This is a genomic window from Pseudomonas marincola (assembly GCF_900116605.1).
Taxonomy (GTDB): domain Bacteria; phylum Pseudomonadota; class Gammaproteobacteria; order Pseudomonadales; family Pseudomonadaceae; genus Aquipseudomonas; species Aquipseudomonas marincola.
Map to the genome: position 1 here is coordinate 1 of NZ_FPBC01000023.1, position 15791 is coordinate 15791.

The window sequence follows — 15791 nt, forward strand, 5'->3', positions numbered from 1 at the left end:
CGGGTGATCTGATCGTTTTTGATCGATTTGCCGCTTTTAAAATCAGCAGAGGGTGAAGTCAGCCAGAAATGCATGGCTACTTCAGACCATCCCTAGAAGAGTTGCGCTACCCAATTAATTGTTGTATGGGCGGCTCTTTCTTTTTGTGTCGGCGCTAAACTTATAACACGCGACTAATTATGGCGATACTTGCGTTGTTAACGTTGCGCTTTCTTCAGCTTGGTGTCGCAAATATAACTGAAGGGTGTCGCAATTCTATAGTTTCCCATGGGCTTTCTAAAGCACCCATTTCGGCTATTTTTATACTATTTACAAGTTGCTTTGCTAGTGGGAATGGCACCCGTCTGGCATTGCAGTGACAGAAAGCAAGAGTCGTGCACAAAATGCGCAGTTGCTCTAATAAATATTTGAAAACCTCAAATGCAGCCTGTTTTAGAGTGTCTCGATCACCGCTTGAGCCCTTTAATCCGGTGCTTTGCGCGAGATTTAACGGTGCGAAATAAGTCCCGATGTGAAGCTGTTTGTGGGTGTCGCTTTTTCTGATTTTAAAGTCAACTTATGCTGTTAAGTGGCCAGCAGGTAACATTTTTTGAGCTTTCAAGTGCTAAGTGGTAACAAAATGGTGCACGGGTTGCGCATAAGTTGATGAAATTCGCCGTATTTTGGTGCGGCGGCGAGCTCCATGGGGCGTCGCATATTCACTGCGCATCGGCGCGTGGCTTAGGTGAAGCGGATAAACTTACAGCGTTGTCAGGTTCATTCTGCTGAATTGTTGTTGCAGTCTTATTGACGGCGCCGCACTTGGTCGGCTGAGCCGCTAGAATGATCACTATTAATGGCGATACCGGAGAAGTTTATGTTTGCCTTGGACTCACGACTGCAGCAAGACACTGTCTTGATCGGGGATTTTCCGCTGTGTCGGTTATTGCTGATGAATGATGCCAATTACCCTTGGTTTATTCTGGTGCCCAAGCGCGAAGAGGTCAGTGAGATATTCCAGCTCGACACGGCCGATCAGGCGCTGCTGTGGAATGAAACCAGCGAGCTGGCGGCTACCCTCAAGGACACCTTTGCCGCGGATAAAATGAATGTTGCGACGCTGGGCAACATGGTGGCGCAGTTGCACATGCACGTGATTGTTCGGCGTCGCGCTGATGCGGCGTGGCCTGCTCCTGTTTGGGGGAAGCATTCGGCAATACCCTACAGCGATGAGCAGATAGCCGCGATCACGGCCAAGTTGCGCGGCGTGCTGGCGGACGATTTCACGTTTGCCGAGGTGGCTAAGTGACGACTGAAGAACGTATCAATGAGCTTGAAAGCCGTCTGGCATTTCAGGATGACACTATCCAGGCGTTGAATGATGAGCTGGTTGCGCAGCAAAAGGTCTTGGAGCGTATGCGCTTGCAGCTGGAAATGCTTGCCAAGCGTCAGGAGGAGTTGAGTGCTGGCTCTGGTATTTCCCAGGACGACGCGCCACCGCCGCATTATTGAAATCTAATCAGTGTGTTTCGCTTGAGCATAAAAAAACCCGCAATTGCGGGTTTTTTTATGGCCAGTTTCGCTTAGCGGCGGGTTGGCAATGCTGCGATAACATCCTCAGCTTGCAGGCCTTTATCGCGCTGCATAACCGAGAACTCTACGCGCTGGCCTTCGACCAGAACGCGATGGCCTTCGCCGCGGATTGCGCGAAAGTGGACGAAAATATCATCGCCGGAGTCGCGCGAAATAAAGCCGAAACCTTTGGATGTATTGAACCACTTCACGGTGCCTGTTTCACGGTCGCCAGCAATAGCTGTTGATTTGCTGCTGGTGCGTGGTTGCAAGCGAATATTGATTATCAGGTGGAGCAAAACGCCCAGAGCGGCAATGGCAAGGCTGAAGAGAATTGCTGGCTGGCCGGCGATTTCTGTCAGCGGGGCCAGCAAAGCCAATGCTTGCAGCGCGGTGGCGAGAATTAACAGTACAGAGACTAGATTCTGCAATGCAGCACGGGAGCCCTGATGCCAGATTGGCAGTTGCGGAGCCAGAATCAGGTTGGTCATGGCAAAGAGGATCAGATACAGAGCGTCAGGATGTTGCAGCATTGATGGGGCGGTATTGCCCAGAGCGGGTACGAATGAAAGGAGTAACGCGGCGATACCTGTTACCAGGTGGACGATTTTAAGCATGTTGGTTCAGCTCACTTATAAGATACGGATCACTAGGAAGAGCGGATTCGCAGGTGTTGCCACAGAGAAGAAGGCTTGGAGAACGCGCGAAATCTGCCTATGCGTTGCCCGTAGAATGAGGGGCAGCGACACGCGGCGTATTTAACAGCAAAGCTTGGGGGTACTCAAATGTGTCGGGCTTTTTTGAGGGTTGATTTCACAGGTTTGCGGGTGTGGATGCGATGAGTGGTGGCCATTTGATGTGAAAAAGCCCGGCGGCGCCGGGCTTTTCGGGTGCAAGGCTTAGCTTGCCAGCAGGCTGCGCAGCATCCATGCGGTTTTCTCATGCACTTGCATGCGTTGAGTAAGCAGGTCGGCAGTCGGCTCATCGCTGACTTTATCCAGCAGCGGGAAAATACCGCGCGCTGTGCGGGTGACAGCTTCCTGACCTTCAACCAGCAACTTGATCATTTCCTCAGCGCTTGGCACGCCTTCCTCTTCTTTAATAGAAGACAAGCGCGCATAGGCTGCATAAGTACCGGGAGCCGGGAAGCCCAAAGCGCGGATGCGCTCGGCAATATCGTCAACTGCCAGCGCCAATTCGGTGTACTGACCTTCGAACATCAGGTGCAGGGTGTTGAACATCGGGCCGGTGACGTTCCAGTGAAAATTATGGGTTTTCAGGTACAGGGTGTAAGTGTCAGCCAGCAGGCGGGACAGGCCTTCTGCAATGGCGGCACGATCCTGCTCGTTGATACCGATATTGATTTCCATGCCACTTCTCCTTTCACGTTGGGCGGGGCTGCTGCGTTCTTTAGCCCGAGGCTAGCACGCGAGCCGTTGCCGGATGATTTCAGCTTATGCCAGATACGTTATATGTAGAGGCTTCTTAGTCCGTTTTGGTTCAATCAGCTATCAAAATGATTGCACATAACGCCATGGCTGCACGCAATTTCTCTATTGTTAATGGTGCGCCAGGCCCTGTCGAGACCATTTATTGCCGGGTACATTACTGGCATGTGACGGCTAGCAACGCTCGCGGCTGCAAGAGTTGTCCGAACGCTATATAATCTCGCCCTTTGCCACGGTTTATGCAGTGACGGGTAAACCAAGAACATCGCAGTACCTGCTTCGCGTCATCCTTTTATAGAGGAATAGAGCGTGGCAGTACCGCCAGATATAGCGCGCCGCGACGCTCGCGGCCCAACGAAATCAAGACTCAGAGAAGCGATTACTATCATGATGCGCAGCCACTATTGCGGCCAGTTGAACGAGAGCCTGGACGGTCAAGAAATCACCCTTTGCGGCTGGGTCCACCGTCGCCGCGACCATGGCGGAGTCATCTTCCTTGATATCCGTGATCGTGAAGGTCTGGCGCAGGTGGTTTTCGACCCTGACCGTGTCGAGACATTTGCCACCGCCGATAAAGTGCGCAGCGAATATGTCGTCAAGATCACCGGTAAGGTGCGTCTGCGTCCGGCGGGTGCGGTAAACCCGAACATGGCCTCTGGCGCAATCGAAGTGCTGGGTTATGACCTCGAAGTGCTCAGTGAAGCTGAAACCCCGCCGTTCCCGCTGAACGAATACAGCGACGTGGGCGAAGAGACTCGCCTGCGTTATCGCTTCATCGATCTGCGTCGCCCGGAAATGGCCGCCAAGCTCAAGCTGCGTTCTAGCATCACCACCAGCATCCGTCGTTACCTGGATGAAAACGGCTTCCTCGACGTGGAAACGCCGATCCTGACTCGTGCAACTCCAGAAGGCGCACGTGACTATCTGGTGCCTAGCCGCACCCATGCTGGCAGCTTCTTCGCATTGCCGCAGTCGCCTCAGCTGTTCAAGCAACTGCTGATGGTGGCAGGTTTCGACCGTTACTATCAGATCGCCAAATGCTTCCGTGACGAAGACTTGCGCGCTGATCGTCAGCCGGAATTTACCCAGATCGACATCGAGACCAGCTTCCTCGACGAAACCGAGATCATGGGCATTACCGAGAAGATGGTGCGCCAGCTGTTCAAGGAAGTGCTGAACGTCGAGTTCGGTGAGTTCCCGCACATGACCTTCGAAGAGGCCATGCGCCGCTACGGCTCCGATAAGCCGGACCTGCGTAACCCGATGGAACTGGTTGATGTGGCTGATCAGCTCAAGGACGTTGAATTCAAAGTATTCAGCGGCCCGGCCAACGATCCTAAGTGCCGTGTTGCAGCTCTGCGTGTGCCAGGCGGCGCGAGCATGCCGCGCAAGCAGATCGACGACTACACCAAGTTTGTCAGCATCTACGGTGCTCGCGGTCTGGCGTACATCAAGGTTAACGACCGTGCGAGCGGCGTTGAAGGTTTGCAGTCGCCTATCGTCAAGAACATCCCGCTGGAAAACCTCAATGTCATCCTTGATCGCGTTGGCGCGGTTGACGGCGACATCGTGTTCTTCGGCGCAGACAAAGCCAAGATCGTTTGCGAGGCGCTCGGTGCGCTGCGTATCAAGCTCGGCACCGACCTTGATCTGCTGACCTGCGAGTGGGCGCCGATGTGGGTTGTCGACTTCCCGATGTTCGAAGAGAACGAAGATGGCAGCTTCACCGCGCTGCATCACCCGTTCACCGCACCGAAGTGCACACCGGATGAGTTGCAGGCCAATCCGGCCACCGCGCTCTCGCGTGCCTACGACATGGTGCTCAATGGCACCGAGCTGGGCGGCGGTTCGATCCGTATTCACCGCAAGGAAATGCAGCAAGCGGTCTTCCGTCTGCTCGGCATTGAAGCGGCTGAACAGGAAGAGAAGTTCGGCTTCCTGCTCGACGCCCTGAAGTTCGGCGCGCCACCACACGGCGGCCTGGCATTTGGTCTGGACCGTCTGGTGATGCTGATGACTGGTGCACAGTCGATTCGTGAAGTTATCGCCTTCCCGAAAACCCAGAGTGCTGCCTGCGTCATGACGCAAGCGCCGGGTGAAGTGGATAACAAGGCCCTGCGCGAGCTGCACATCCGTTTGCGCGAGCAGCCAAAGGCTGAGTAAAACCGCAACAAGACTGAGCGCCGGGTTTCCCGGCGCTCACAGGTAATAAGGTTGGAGTTGTTATGGCAGGTCATTCCAAGTGGGCGAACATCAAGCACCGCAAGGGTCGTCAAGACGCCAAGCGCGGCAAGATTTTCACCAAACTCATTCGTGAACTGACAGTTGCGGCCAGTCAGGGCGGCGGTATCCCTGCGGATAATCCACGTTTGCGCCTGGCCGTTGATAAAGCCCTGACGGCGAACATGACGCGAGACACGATTGATCGCGCCATTGCTCGTGGTGTTGGCTCAACCGACGGCGACAAGGTCGAGGAGCTCAGCTATGAAGGGTACGCGCCCAATGGCGTGGCCATCATCGTTGAAGCCATGACCGATAACCGCAATCGCACGGCCGCAGAGGTTCGCCATGCGTTCACCAAGTGCGGCGGCAACCTCGGTACCGATGGTTCGGTTGCTTACATGTTCGACCGCAAAGGGCAGATCAGCTTTGCTTCAGGCGTTGATGAAGAGGCATTGCTTGAGGCTGCGCTTGAGGCCGGTGCGGATGATGTGGTCACCAACGACGACGGTTCGGTGGATGTGTTCACCAGCTTTGCCGATTTTATCGCGGTGAGTGAGGCGTTAACGGCTGCTGGTTACAAGGCCGAAGAGTCTGAGGTGAGCATGATCCCGTCGATCTACTCAGAATTGACCGAGGTCGAGACGGCGCAGAAGGTGCTGAAACTCATCGATATGCTCGAAGATCTCGACGATGTGCAGAACGTCTACTCCAATGCTGATATTCCTGAAGAAGTTATGGTTCAGCTGGGTTGATGCAAACGAAGAAGGACGCCGCAAGGCAAGTTTTGCCGAGTGCGCTTGTCGCTCGCGATGTTCTTCAGATGTTCCAAAGAATAAGGCCGGAGCTTGCTCCGGTTTTTTTTATCTGCGCAACAGCTGGGCTTAAGTTCTATAAAGAGTCCATCTGCATCGTCAGTAAGGAGTTCCACGTGGCTGGGTTGTTGCAGTGTGAGTGGCTTGGGAGTCGGGCGTGACGCTGATTCTTGGCATTGATCCGGGGTCGCGTATTACCGGTTACGGCATTGTCCGCGACACGGGGCGCACCTGTGAGTACGTGGCGTCCGGCTGTATTCGCACCGGCAGCGGCCCGTTGCCCGAGCGTCTGCAAATCGTTTTTCGTGGCGTGCGTGAAGTTATCGAAACATTCGGCCCGGTAACCATGGGCATCGAGCAAGTATTCATGGCGCGTAATGCCGACTCGGCGCTCAAGTTGGGCCAGGCGCGGGGTGCTGCGATTGTGGCGGGTGTCGAGGCAGGGCTGGACGTGGCTGAGTACACTGCCACTCAGGTCAAGCAGGCCGTTACGGGCAGCGGCGGGGCGGATAAAGAGCAAGTGCAAATGATGGTCATGCATTTGCTCAAGCTGGTAAAAAAACCGCAGATCGATGCCTCGGATGCGCTGGCGATTGCCTTGTGTCACGCGCATCATCGTCAGAGCCTTATCCCCCATGGTTTGGCGGGGGCCAAGCGCCGGGGCGGGCGGTTGCGTCTGTAATTGCCCGGTATTGATTGCTGTGCAATGGTGGGTTTAGATCAAATTTAAAGTATTCGCGCTCGGCGATAGCCTGAGCATGACTGAACATTCAAGGATGTAGCTGTGATTGGACGTTTGCGCGGCACCCTGGCGGAAAAGCAACCGCCGCATCTGATCGTCGATGTAAATGGCCTTGGCTATGAACTCGAAGTCCCTATGTCGACCCTTTATCGCCTGCCCGCGCTGGGCGAGCCGGTAACCCTGCATACGCATTTAGTGGTGCGCGAGGATGCTCAGCTGTTGTACGGCTTCTTCGAGCGACGTGAGCGTGAGCTGTTTCGCGAGCTGATTCGGCTCAATGGCGTCGGCCCAAAATTGGCGCTGGCCTTGATGTCGGGGTTGGAGGTCGATGAGTTGGTGCGTTGCGTGCAGGCGCAAGATACCTCCACCTTGGTCAAGGTGCCGGGCGTTGGCAAGAAAACCGCCGAGCGGCTGCTGGTTGAGCTCAAAGACCGCTTCAAAGCATGGGAAACTGTGCCGGAAATGGCCGGTCTGGTGCTGCCGAGTGCGATGCCAAGCCTTGCCCCGAGCGCTGAAAATGACGCTGTGAGTGCGCTGATTGCATTGGGCTACAAGCCGCAGGAAGCCAGCCGCGCGGTGTCGGCCGTTAAGCAGGACGGCATGAGCAGTGAAGAATTGATTCGCGCCTCCCTGAAGGGAATGATTGCTAAATGATCGAAGCTGACCGCCTTATTACCGCCAGCACGCGTGACCGTGATGAGCAGGTTGACCGTGCTATTCGTCCGCTGAGCCTGGCCGAATACATTGGTCAGCCGATTGTGCGCGAGCAGATGGAGTTATTCATCGAAGCAGCTCGGGCGCGCAAAGAGTCGCTGGATCACACGCTGATTTTTGGCCCGCCTGGTCTGGGTAAAACCACGCTGGCCAATATCATTGCCGAAGAAATGGGTGTTTCCATCAAGAGCACATCCGGCCCGGTGTTGGAGCGGCCAGGTGATCTGGCAGCCATGCTGACCAATCTGGAGCCTGGCGATGTGCTGTTTATTGACGAAATTCATCGCCTCTCGCCCATCGTCGAGGAAGTGCTGTATCCGGCGATGGAAGATTTCCAGCTCGACATCATGATCGGTGAAGGTCCGGCGGCGCGCTCAATCAAGCTCGATCTGCCGCCGTTCACGCTGGTCGGCGCCACGACACGGGCGGGCATGCTGACCAATCCACTGCGTGATCGCTTCGGCATCGTGCAGCGGTTGGAATTTTACAACACCGAAGATTTGGCGACGATTGTTCAGCGATCCGCCGGCATTTTGAACTTGCCGATTGTCGAGCAGGGCGCTGTCGAAATTGCCCGGCGCGCACGTGGCACGCCGCGAATTGCCAATCGCCTGTTGCGTCGGGTTCGCGACTTTGCCGAAGTGCGCGGCAAGGGCGATATCAGCCGGGAGATCGCCAATCTGGCGCTGAACCTGCTGGATGTCGATGAGCGCGGCTTTGATCATCAGGATCGGCGTTTGCTGCTGACCATGATCGAGAAGTTCGATGGCGGGCCGGTGGGCGTAGACAGCTTGGCGGCGGCCATCAGCGAAGAGCGTCACACCATTGAAGATGTGCTGGAGCCTTACCTGATTCAGCAGGGCTACATCATGCGTACGCCGCGCGGTCGGGTCGTGACCCGGCATGCCTATTTACACTTTGGTTTGAATGCGCCGAAGCGGATGGGCGATTTGCCGACGACTGACCTGTTTGATGCGGCGGATGAATAAGTACAACTTGCGCTAAGCTCGGCGGGGAATGAAAAAATTTCCCATTTGAGTGAATCAAAGTGCCACATGTCGGTCCTAGAACTGCGGCTTACTGCCTCGGCGTCAGGCGGCGAAAAAAATAGTTAAAAATACTTGCTCAGACCCATTGGCAAGTTGAGGAGCTAGCACTAGAGTATGCGCGCACAAAACGGAGTCCCGCCGTTCGCTCATCGTTGTCGTATCTACTATGAAGACACCGATGCCGGCGGTATCGTCTACTACGTTAATTACCTCAAGTTTATGGAACGGGCTCGCACCGAGCGACTGCGTAATCTGGGCTTCTCCCAGCACACGCTCGCAGGTGAGGGCCTGTTATTCGTCGTGCATTCAACCGAGGTGCGTTACCACGCACCGGCACGGCTGGATGATGAAATTGAGGTCAGTGCCCAAGTTATTGAATTAAACCGTGCAAGCCTGCGTTTTCGTCAACAGGTTCGGCGGGTTGTGGATGATGCACTGCTCTGTGAAGGGCAGTTTCTGGTGGCCTGTGTGCGCGCCGATAATTTAAAACCCCGGGCCATTCCGGACATGCTGCGTAAGGCTTTTGCCGAGCAGGGTGGCGCGGGTCGACCTGAAGCAGGAGAGTAAGCGTGGAAGCCAACGCCGTTGACCACATGTCGATGTGGAGTTTGATCACCAATGCCAGTCTGGTTGTACAGCTGGTAATGCTGACCCTTGTGGCGGCTTCGGTCACCTCGTGGGTGATGATTTTCCAACGTACCACCATGTTGCGTGCCGCCAAGCGCGCACTCGACAGCTTCGAGGAGCGTTTCTGGTCGGGTATCGATTTGTCCAAGTTGTATCGTCAGGCGGGCAGCAACCCGGACCCGGATTCAGGTCTGGAGCAGATTTTCCGCGCCGGCTTCAAAGAGTTCTCGCGTCTGCGTCAGCAAACCAATGTCGACCCGGATGCGGTCATGGACGGCGTTGCCCGCGCCATGCGCGTAGCCATTTCGCGTGAAGAAGAGAAGCTTGAAACCAGCTTGCCATTCCTCGCCACCGTCGGCTCTACCAGCCCGTATGTAGGTCTGTTCGGTACCGTGTGGGGCATCATGAATTCCTTCATCGGCCTGAGCACCGTGCAGCAGGCAACATTGGCAACCGTAGCGCCAGGTATTGCCGAAGCACTGATCGCCACCGCGATTGGCCTGTTCGCCGCGATCCCGGCCGTTATTGCCTATAACCGCTTCTCGTCGCGCGGTGAGATGTTCATTGCCCGTTACTACACCTTTGCAGATGAGTTCCAGGCGATCCTGCACCGCAAAGTTCACGCATCGGACGAATAAGTCCTTGGCTCACTCAAAAGGTTCTATAAGCCATGGCCAGAATTCGTAACAGACGCAAGCCAGTCGCCGAAATGAACGTGGTGCCTTACATCGACGTGATGTTGGTGCTGCTGGTTATTTTCATGGTGACTGCGCCCATGCTCAATCAAGGCGTTAAGGTTGATCTGCCGAAAGTCAGCAGCGAAGCCTTGCCGCAAGACAACAATTCGCAGGTGCTGACTATTTCGATCAAGGCCGACAAGACCTTCTATTGGAATATGGGCACCGAGGTTGATACTGATACCGTGCAGGATAAGGCGGTAACCCTTGATGACATGACCAAAGCGGTCACGGCGATCATTGCCGAAAGCCGTCGTCAGGGCAAAACAGTGCAGGTGTTTGTACGCGGTGATAAATCTGTTGATTACGGCACGGTGATGTCAGCGATGGGCGGCTTGCAGAAGGCTGACGTTGGTAACGTCGGGCTGATAACTGAGGCCCCTTGATGCGTGAGCAACGTGAGCCAACAACGTCAGAGAGCTATTTTTGGCCGGTAGTGTGGGCAATAACCCTGCACGTATTGATCTTCGGCATGCTCTTTGTCAGCTTCGCTTTTGCACCGGACCTGCCGCCTGCGCGGCCGATTGTGCAGGCGACCCTGTACCAGTTGAAATCGCAAAGCCAGGCCACCCAGCAAACTAATCAGAAGATTGCTGGCGAAACCAAGAAAACCTCGGCTCCACAGTACGAGGTAGAGCAGCTGGAGCAGAAAAAGGCCGAGCAGCAGAAAGTAGCGGCGGCAAAAGCGGCGGAACAAAAGAAGGCCGATGAGGCTCAAAAAGCCGAAGCGGCTAAAAAGGCAGAAGCCGAAAAGCAAGCTGATGCTGCGAAGAAGGCTGAAGCGGCAAAAGCTGCAGAACAGAAGAAGCAGGCCGATATAGCCAAGAAGAAAACCGAAGAAGAGGCCAAGAAAAAGGCCGCTGAAGACGCTAAAAAGAAAGCAGCTGAGGACGCCAAGAAGAAAGCGGCTGAAGATGCTAAGAAAAAGGCTGCTGAAGACGCGAAGAAGAAAGCGGCTGCAGATGCCAAGAAGAAAGCCGATGAGGCCGCCAAGAAAAAGGCAGGCGAAGAGGCCAAGCGCAAAGCGCTGGAAGACAAGAAGGCAGCGGCACTGGCCGAATTGTTGTCGGATGATGTAACCCATCAGCAGGCAATGGCTGATACCGTAGGTGATCAGGTGGCCGGTAATCTGGACGATTTGATAATCAAGCTGGTGAGTGAGCAATGGCGGCGTCCACCTTCAGCCCGTAACGGGATGAGCGTAGAAGTCACGATAGAGATGCTACCGGATGGCACTATCACCAACGCCAGTGTTACTCGCTCAAGTGGCGATGGACCGTTCGACAGCTCAGCCGTACAGGCGGTGCGTAACGTGGGTCGTATCTCTGAAATGCAACAACTTGACCGTGCGACGTTCGACAAGCTCTACCGCAAACGTCGTGCTGTATTCAAACCGGAGGATTTAGATCTGTGAATACCCTGATACGTATCGTCCTGCTGAGCCTGACCATGATGGTCGGCGCAGTTCAGGCAGCTGATCCGCTGGTGATCAGCTCGGGTACCGATCGCGCGACGCCGATCGCCGTTGTGCCATTTGGTTGGCAGGGCGGCAGCGTGTTGCCCGATGATATTGCCGAAATTATTGGCAAGGACCTGCGCAACTCCGGCGTGTTCGAGCCGATTCCAAAGCAGAACATGATCAGCTTGCCGACCACGGCAGGCGAGGTCATCTACCGCGACTGGCAAGCGCTGGGCGCGCAATATGTGCTGGTCGGTAATATGGTGCCAAGCGGTGGCCGTATTCAGGTGCAGTTCGCCCTGTTGAACGTGGCCACCCAGCAGCAGGTTCTGACCGGCAGCGTCGGCGGCACGACCGAGCAGCTGCGCGACATGGCGCACCATATTTCGGATCAGTCGTTCGAGAAGCTCACCGGGGTCAAGGGCGCGTTCTCGACGCGTCTGCTGTATGTCACCGCAGAACGCTTCTCGGCTGAAAACACCCGCTACACTTTGCAGCGTTCGGACTACGACGGTGCGCGTGCAGTGACGTTGTTGCAGTCGCGCGAGCCAATCCTGTCGCCAAGCTTTGCACCGGATGGCAATCGCATCGCCTATGTGTCGTTCGAGCAGCGCCGCCCGCGTATTTTCGTGCAGCACATCGACACCGGTCGCCGCGAACAAATCACCAGTTTTGAAGGCTTGAACAGTGCTCCGGCCTGGTCGCCGAATGGTAATCGCCTGGCATTTGTCTTGTCGCGCGATGGCAATCCTGAAATTTATGTAATGGACATGGGCTCCAAGAGCTTGCGCCGGGTGACCAACCATTACGCAATCGATACCGAACCGTTCTGGGGTAAAGATGGGCAGACGATCTACTTCACGTCTGACCGTGGTGGTAAGCCGCAGATCTACAAAACAAACATCAACAGTGGTTCGGTTGAGCGGGTCAGCTTCGTAGGAAACTACAACGCCAGTCCGCAATTATCTGCTGATGAAAAAACCCTGGTAATGGTTCATCGCCAGGAAGGTTTCACCAACTTTAAAGTTGCAGCACAAGATCTGCAGCGCGGCAATGTGCGTATTCTTTCAGATACAAATTTGGATGAGTCGCCTACTGTTGCGCCTAATGGCACCATGATAATCTTCGCAACCCGCCAGCAGGGTCGGGGAGTCTTGATGTTAGCGTCCGTGAACGGTCGCGTAAGGCTCCCTCTTCCTACCGCTCAAGGCGAAGTTCGAGAGCCTTCCTGGTCCCCTTTCCTGAACTGATGCGGCGCTTTAAAACAATTTGCTTAACACACTGGGGTTCTTGAGGAGTTACATGATGGATATGTTGAAATTTGGCAAGTTTGCAGCACTCAGCCTGGCATTGGCTGTAGCCGTTGGTTGTTCGTCTAAAGGTGGCGACACCGCTGGCGAAGGCGCTGTAGACCCGAACGCTGGTTACGGTGCTGACACTGGTTCCGTAGACGGTAGCTTGAGCGAAGAAGCGGCACTGCGCGCTATCACTACTTTCTACTTCGAATACGACAGCTCTGACCTGAAGCCAGAAGCCATGCGCGCTCTGGACGTTCACGCCAAAGACCTGAAAGCTAACGGTTCGCGCGTAGCTCTGGAAGGCCACACTGACGAGCGCGGTACCCGCGAATACAACATCGCCCTGGGCGAGCGTCGTGCTAAAGCCGTTCAGCGTTACCTGGTTCTGCAGGGCGTTTCGCCTGCACAGCTGGAACTGGTTTCCTACGGCGAAGAGCGTCCAGTTGCTACTGGCAACGACGAGCAGTCGTGGGCTCAGAACCGTCGCGTAGAACTGCGTAAGTAATTCGACATGCGAAATTGCCGCCGTGTTGTAGCCGTTTTTGCACTCAGCTTGCCGCTTCTGGCGCAGGCTGAGATTCCTGTGGTGGATAACAATGGCGGCAGCGCCATGTATACATCTGATAGCAACAACACGGGCGGCGCCTACGTTGGGGGCGGGGCTTCGGCCCCGGCCTCAGCGCAAGGCATGTTGTTCAACCAGTTGCAGCAAATGCAAGATGAACTCGGGCGTTTGCGCGGGATGGTTGAAGAACAGCAAGATGAAATCCGTCGCATGAAACAAGAGAATCTTGAGCGTTATAAAGATCTCGATTCGCGACTGAGCAGTGGGGCCGCACCGGCTGCCACCCAGAATTCAAGTAATGCCAGTGCTGGCACCCCTGAACCTGCGTCTGGCAATAATGCCGGGCAAACGTCGTCAGCGGGTAGCGCGCCTGCAGATCCGGAGAAGGAGAAGCTGTTTTACGACGCTGCCTTCGACCTGATCAAAACCAAAGACTTCGATAAAGCCAGTCAGGCTTTTACCGCGTTTTTGCGTAAGTACCCAGACAGCCAGTACGCCGGTAACGCGCAGTACTGGTTGGGTGAAGTGAATCTTGCCAAGGGCGATCTGCAAGGTGCCAGTCAGGCATTTGCCCGCGTCAGTCAGGCGTATCCGCAGCACAGCAAAGTGCCGGACTCGCTGTTCAAGCTGGCAGACGTCGAGAAACGTCTGGGCAATACCGACAAGGCCAAAGGCATTCTGCAGCAAGTCATTGCCCAATATCCGGGCACTTCGGCTGCGCAGTTGGCGCAACGTGATTTACAGCGTTTACAATAAACCCATGCTTCAAGCGTTTTCCCAAAGCCCGCGAGAATCGCGGGCTTTTCATTGGGGCTTTATTGCTCGGCAGTAGAGTTCCGGTTCTTTCCAGCAACGGAGGCGGATGGCCTGTTTAGCCGTTACGCCCGTGGCACTTATGCAAAATACCCTGCGCATTACCGAGATTTTTTACTCGTTGCAGGGGGAGACGCGTACAGCCGGATTACCGACTGTGTTCGTGCGCCTGACCGGCTGCCCCCTGCGTTGTCAGTACTGTGATACCGCCTATGCCTTCACCGGCGGCGAGATCATGTCACTCGACAACATCCTCGCCCGCGTCGCGGCTTATAACCCTCGCTATATTTGCGTGACAGGCGGCGAGCCGCTGGCGCAACCCAACAGCATTGCCTTGCTGCAACAGCTGTGCGACGCCGGCTATGAAGTCTCGCTGGAGACCAGTGGCGCGCTTGACGTCTCTTCAGTCGATCCGCGCGTTAGCAAAGTGCTCGACCTGAAAACGCCGGGCTCGGCTGAGGTGGCGCGCAATCGCTACGACAACATTCAGTGGCTGAGCCGCAACGATCAGGTCAAGTTCGTGATCTGCTCGCGTGAAGACTACAGCTGGGCGGTGAGCAAGCTCATCGAGTACCGGCTGAACGAGCGGGCAGGCGAGGTGTTGTTCTCGCCCAGCCACGCGCAGGTCTCGGCGCGTGATCTTGCAAATTGGATCGTGGCCGACAATTTGCCGGTTCGCCTGCAACTGCAACTGCACAAAATTCTCTGGGACGATGCTGCCGGCCATTGAGCCGCAAGCGGCTAGTCAAGTGACCAGCCGCTTAATTGCCTATTCTTTTTTAGCCGGCGCAGCAAGCGCTGCGCCGGCGTGAAACACGCGAGGAAAATCATGAGTGATAAAAAAGCCGTTATCTTGCTGTCGGGCGGGCTCGACTCGGCCACTGTGGTGGCGATGGCCAAGGCCGACGGATACAGCTGTTACACCATGAGTTTTGATTATGGCCAGCGTCACCGTTCCGAACTGCAAGCGGCTGAGCGAGTCGCTCGTCAGTTGGGCGTAGTCGAGCACAAGGTGATCGGCCTGAACCTTAATGGCATGGGTGGCTCGGCGCTCACTGACGCCAGCATTGCCGTGCCCGAGAACGTAGCAGGCGCCGCGCCTGCTCCCGGCATTCCTGTGACTTACGTGCCGGCGCGCAATACCGTGTTCTTGTCCTTGGCGCTGGGTTGGGCAGAAGTGCTGGGTGCACGCGACATTTTTATTGGCGTGAATGCGGTGGACTACTCGGGTTATCCCGATTGCCGGCCTGAGTTTGTCGAGGCTTTCGAGCGCATGGCCAATCTGGCAACCAAGGCGGGTGTTGAAGGCAACGGTTTCCGCATTCAGGCACCACTGCAGAATATGAGCAAGGCTGAAATCGTCGCGGCGGGGATTGCCCTCGGCGTTGATTATGCCCAGACCGTTTCCTGCTACCAGGCCGATGACGATGGCCGCGCTTGCGGCAAGTGCGACAGTTGCAGCCTGCGCGCAGCCGGTTTTGCCGCGGCTGGTGTGGCCGATGCAACCCGCTATGTGTAATTTTTTTCTTGTTGGGTGTTGAAATCCTGATAAAAATCAGTATTATACGCGCACATCGGGTCGTTAGCTCAGTTGGTAGAGCAGTTGGCTTTTAACCAATTGGTCGTAGGTTCGAATCCTACACGACCCACCAGATATCCTTCGCAAGAAGGTAAAGAAACCTGAAATACACAGCCAATGTGAATTTCAGGTTTTTTTTCGTCTGCAGTTTCTAATCGCCAGTCGCGCCTCGTT

The 15791-nt window shown here is 55.5% G+C and carries 18 protein-coding genes, 1 tRNA gene and 1 pseudogene; 17 read left to right on the forward strand and 3 right to left on the reverse strand.

Going from position 1 to position 15791, the window contains the following annotated elements; genetic code table 11:
- Positions 1–856: 856 nt before the first annotated feature.
- Together BM395_RS22460 and BM395_RS22465 are read left to right on the forward strand one after the other, a co-directional pair.
- Positions 857–1288: an HIT family protein gene (locus BM395_RS22460; protein ID WP_090515801.1), complete on the forward strand. Its 432-nt coding sequence runs from the start codon at positions 857–859 to the stop codon at positions 1286–1288.
- Positions 1285–1491, forward strand: a complete 207-nt coding sequence (locus BM395_RS22465; protein WP_069901619.1) for a SlyX family protein — start codon at positions 1285–1287, stop codon at positions 1489–1491. The genes BM395_RS22460 and BM395_RS22465 overlap by 4 nt, the downstream gene beginning before the upstream one ends.
- 71 nt (positions 1492–1562) lie before the next feature.
- Here the strand turns inward: BM395_RS22465 and BM395_RS23680 are convergent, their stop codons facing one another.
- From BM395_RS23680 to BM395_RS22475, 3 genes and pseudogenes are all read right to left on the reverse strand, one after another.
- Entirely contained in the window at positions 1563–1790 is a 228-nt protein-coding gene (locus BM395_RS23680; RefSeq protein ID WP_239655588.1) for a cold-shock protein, read from the reverse strand.
- A 57-nt stretch (positions 1791–1847) separates the two neighbouring features.
- A pseudogene (locus BM395_RS23760) lies at positions 1848–2168 on the reverse strand (cold shock domain-containing protein membrane protein); the annotation flags it as partial.
- Positions 2169–2450: 282 nt separating this feature from the next.
- Positions 2451–2921 (reverse strand): Dps family protein, encoded by a 471-nt coding sequence (locus BM395_RS22475; RefSeq protein ID WP_069901621.1) that lies wholly within the window; start codon positions 2919–2921, stop codon positions 2451–2453.
- A 465-nt stretch (positions 2922–3386) separates the two neighbouring features.
- On the opposite strand from BM395_RS22475, the gene aspS reads away from it, so the two are divergent.
- The 15 genes from aspS to BM395_RS22555 all read left to right on the forward strand — a co-directional run bounded on the left by aspS (position 3387) and on the right by BM395_RS22555 (position 15690).
- Positions 3387–5162 carry an aspartate--tRNA ligase gene (gene aspS, locus BM395_RS22480; protein WP_090515803.1) on the forward strand — a complete coding sequence of 592 codons (1776 nt, stop codon included), beginning with the start codon at positions 3387–3389 and terminating at the stop codon, positions 5160–5162.
- 62 nt (positions 5163–5224) lie between these two features.
- A complete protein-coding gene (locus BM395_RS22485; protein WP_069901623.1) occupies positions 5225–5974 on the forward strand; it encodes a YebC/PmpR family DNA-binding transcriptional regulator in 750 nt (249 codons plus the stop codon).
- 217 nt (positions 5975–6191) lie between these two features.
- Positions 6192–6716: a crossover junction endodeoxyribonuclease RuvC gene (gene ruvC, locus BM395_RS22495; protein ID WP_069901625.1), complete on the forward strand. Its 525-nt coding sequence runs from the start codon at positions 6192–6194 to the stop codon at positions 6714–6716.
- A gap of 102 nt (positions 6717–6818) precedes the next feature.
- Complete coding sequence (ruvA, locus tag BM395_RS22500) at positions 6819–7430, forward strand: Holliday junction branch migration protein RuvA (protein WP_069901626.1); 612 nt, start codon at positions 6819–6821, stop codon at positions 7428–7430.
- The gene (gene ruvB, locus BM395_RS22505) at positions 7427–8479 is read left to right on the forward strand and encodes a Holliday junction branch migration DNA helicase RuvB (RefSeq protein WP_090515805.1); all 1053 of its coding nucleotides are present in this window, start codon (positions 7427–7429) and stop codon (positions 8477–8479) included. The genes ruvA and ruvB overlap by 4 nt, the downstream gene beginning before the upstream one ends.
- A gap of 174 nt (positions 8480–8653) precedes the next feature.
- Positions 8654–9106, forward strand: a complete 453-nt coding sequence (ybgC, locus tag BM395_RS22510; RefSeq protein ID WP_069901628.1) for a tol-pal system-associated acyl-CoA thioesterase — start codon at positions 8654–8656, stop codon at positions 9104–9106.
- A gap of 2 nt (positions 9107–9108) precedes the next feature.
- The gene (tolQ, locus tag BM395_RS22515; RefSeq protein ID WP_069901629.1) at positions 9109–9804 is read left to right on the forward strand and encodes a protein TolQ; all 696 of its coding nucleotides are present in this window, start codon (positions 9109–9111) and stop codon (positions 9802–9804) included.
- Positions 9805–9836: 32 nt separating this feature from the next.
- Complete coding sequence (gene tolR / locus BM395_RS22520) at positions 9837–10289, forward strand: protein TolR (protein ID WP_090515807.1); 453 nt, start codon at positions 9837–9839, stop codon at positions 10287–10289.
- Complete coding sequence (gene tolA, locus BM395_RS22525; protein WP_090515809.1) at positions 10289–11317, forward strand: cell envelope integrity protein TolA; 1029 nt, start codon at positions 10289–10291, stop codon at positions 11315–11317. The genes tolR and tolA overlap by 1 nt, the downstream gene beginning before the upstream one ends.
- Entirely contained in the window at positions 11314–12612 is a 1299-nt protein-coding gene (tolB, locus tag BM395_RS22530; protein ID WP_069901632.1) for a Tol-Pal system beta propeller repeat protein TolB, read from the forward strand. Before tolA ends, tolB begins: the two co-directional genes overlap by 4 nt.
- Positions 12613–12667: 55 nt before the next feature.
- Positions 12668–13165 (forward strand): peptidoglycan-associated lipoprotein Pal, encoded by a 498-nt coding sequence (pal, locus tag BM395_RS22535; protein WP_069901633.1) that lies wholly within the window; start codon positions 12668–12670, stop codon positions 13163–13165.
- Positions 13166–13171: 6 nt separating this feature from the next.
- Positions 13172–13981 carry a tol-pal system protein YbgF gene (gene ybgF / locus BM395_RS22540; protein ID WP_090515811.1) on the forward strand — a complete coding sequence of 270 codons (810 nt, stop codon included), beginning with the start codon at positions 13172–13174 and terminating at the stop codon, positions 13979–13981.
- A 139-nt stretch (positions 13982–14120) separates the two neighbouring features.
- A complete protein-coding gene (gene queE / locus BM395_RS22545) occupies positions 14121–14768 on the forward strand; it encodes a 7-carboxy-7-deazaguanine synthase QueE (RefSeq protein ID WP_090515835.1) in 648 nt (215 codons plus the stop codon).
- A gap of 99 nt (positions 14769–14867) precedes the next feature.
- A complete protein-coding gene (gene queC, locus BM395_RS22550; protein ID WP_090515813.1) occupies positions 14868–15557 on the forward strand; it encodes a 7-cyano-7-deazaguanine synthase QueC in 690 nt (229 codons plus the stop codon).
- Positions 15558–15614: 57 nt separating this feature from the next.
- A tRNA-Lys gene (locus tag BM395_RS22555) sits at positions 15615–15690 on the forward strand.
- Positions 15691–15791 lie beyond the last annotated feature (101 nt).

Bases quoted from the DNA above. Each gene is read 5' to 3' on its own strand.
- BM395_RS22460 (WP_090515801.1), top strand. From the start codon at position 857: ATGTTTGCCTTGGACTCACGACTGCAGCAAGACACTGTCTTGATCGGG.
- BM395_RS22475 (WP_069901621.1), bottom strand. From the start codon at position 2,921: ATGGAAATCAATATCGGTATCAACGAGCAGGATCGTGCCGCCATTGCA.
- aspS (WP_090515803.1), top strand. From the start codon at position 3,387: ATGATGCGCAGCCACTATTGCGGCCAGTTGAACGAGAGCCTGGACGGT.
- BM395_RS22485 (WP_069901623.1), top strand. From the start codon at position 5,225: ATGGCAGGTCATTCCAAGTGGGCGAACATCAAGCACCGCAAGGGTCGT.
- ruvB (WP_090515805.1), top strand. From the start codon at position 7,427: ATGATCGAAGCTGACCGCCTTATTACCGCCAGCACGCGTGACCGTGAT.
- ybgC (WP_069901628.1), top strand. From the start codon at position 8,654: ATGCGCGCACAAAACGGAGTCCCGCCGTTCGCTCATCGTTGTCGTATC.
- tolR (WP_090515807.1), top strand. From the start codon at position 9,837: ATGGCCAGAATTCGTAACAGACGCAAGCCAGTCGCCGAAATGAACGTG.
- tolA (WP_090515809.1), top strand. From the start codon at position 10,289: ATGCGTGAGCAACGTGAGCCAACAACGTCAGAGAGCTATTTTTGGCCG.
- pal (WP_069901633.1), top strand. From the start codon at position 12,668: ATGGATATGTTGAAATTTGGCAAGTTTGCAGCACTCAGCCTGGCATTG.
- ybgF (WP_090515811.1), top strand. From the start codon at position 13,172: ATGCGAAATTGCCGCCGTGTTGTAGCCGTTTTTGCACTCAGCTTGCCG.
- queE (WP_090515835.1), top strand. From the start codon at position 14,121: ATGCAAAATACCCTGCGCATTACCGAGATTTTTTACTCGTTGCAGGGG.
- queC (WP_090515813.1), top strand. From the start codon at position 14,868: ATGAGTGATAAAAAAGCCGTTATCTTGCTGTCGGGCGGGCTCGACTCG.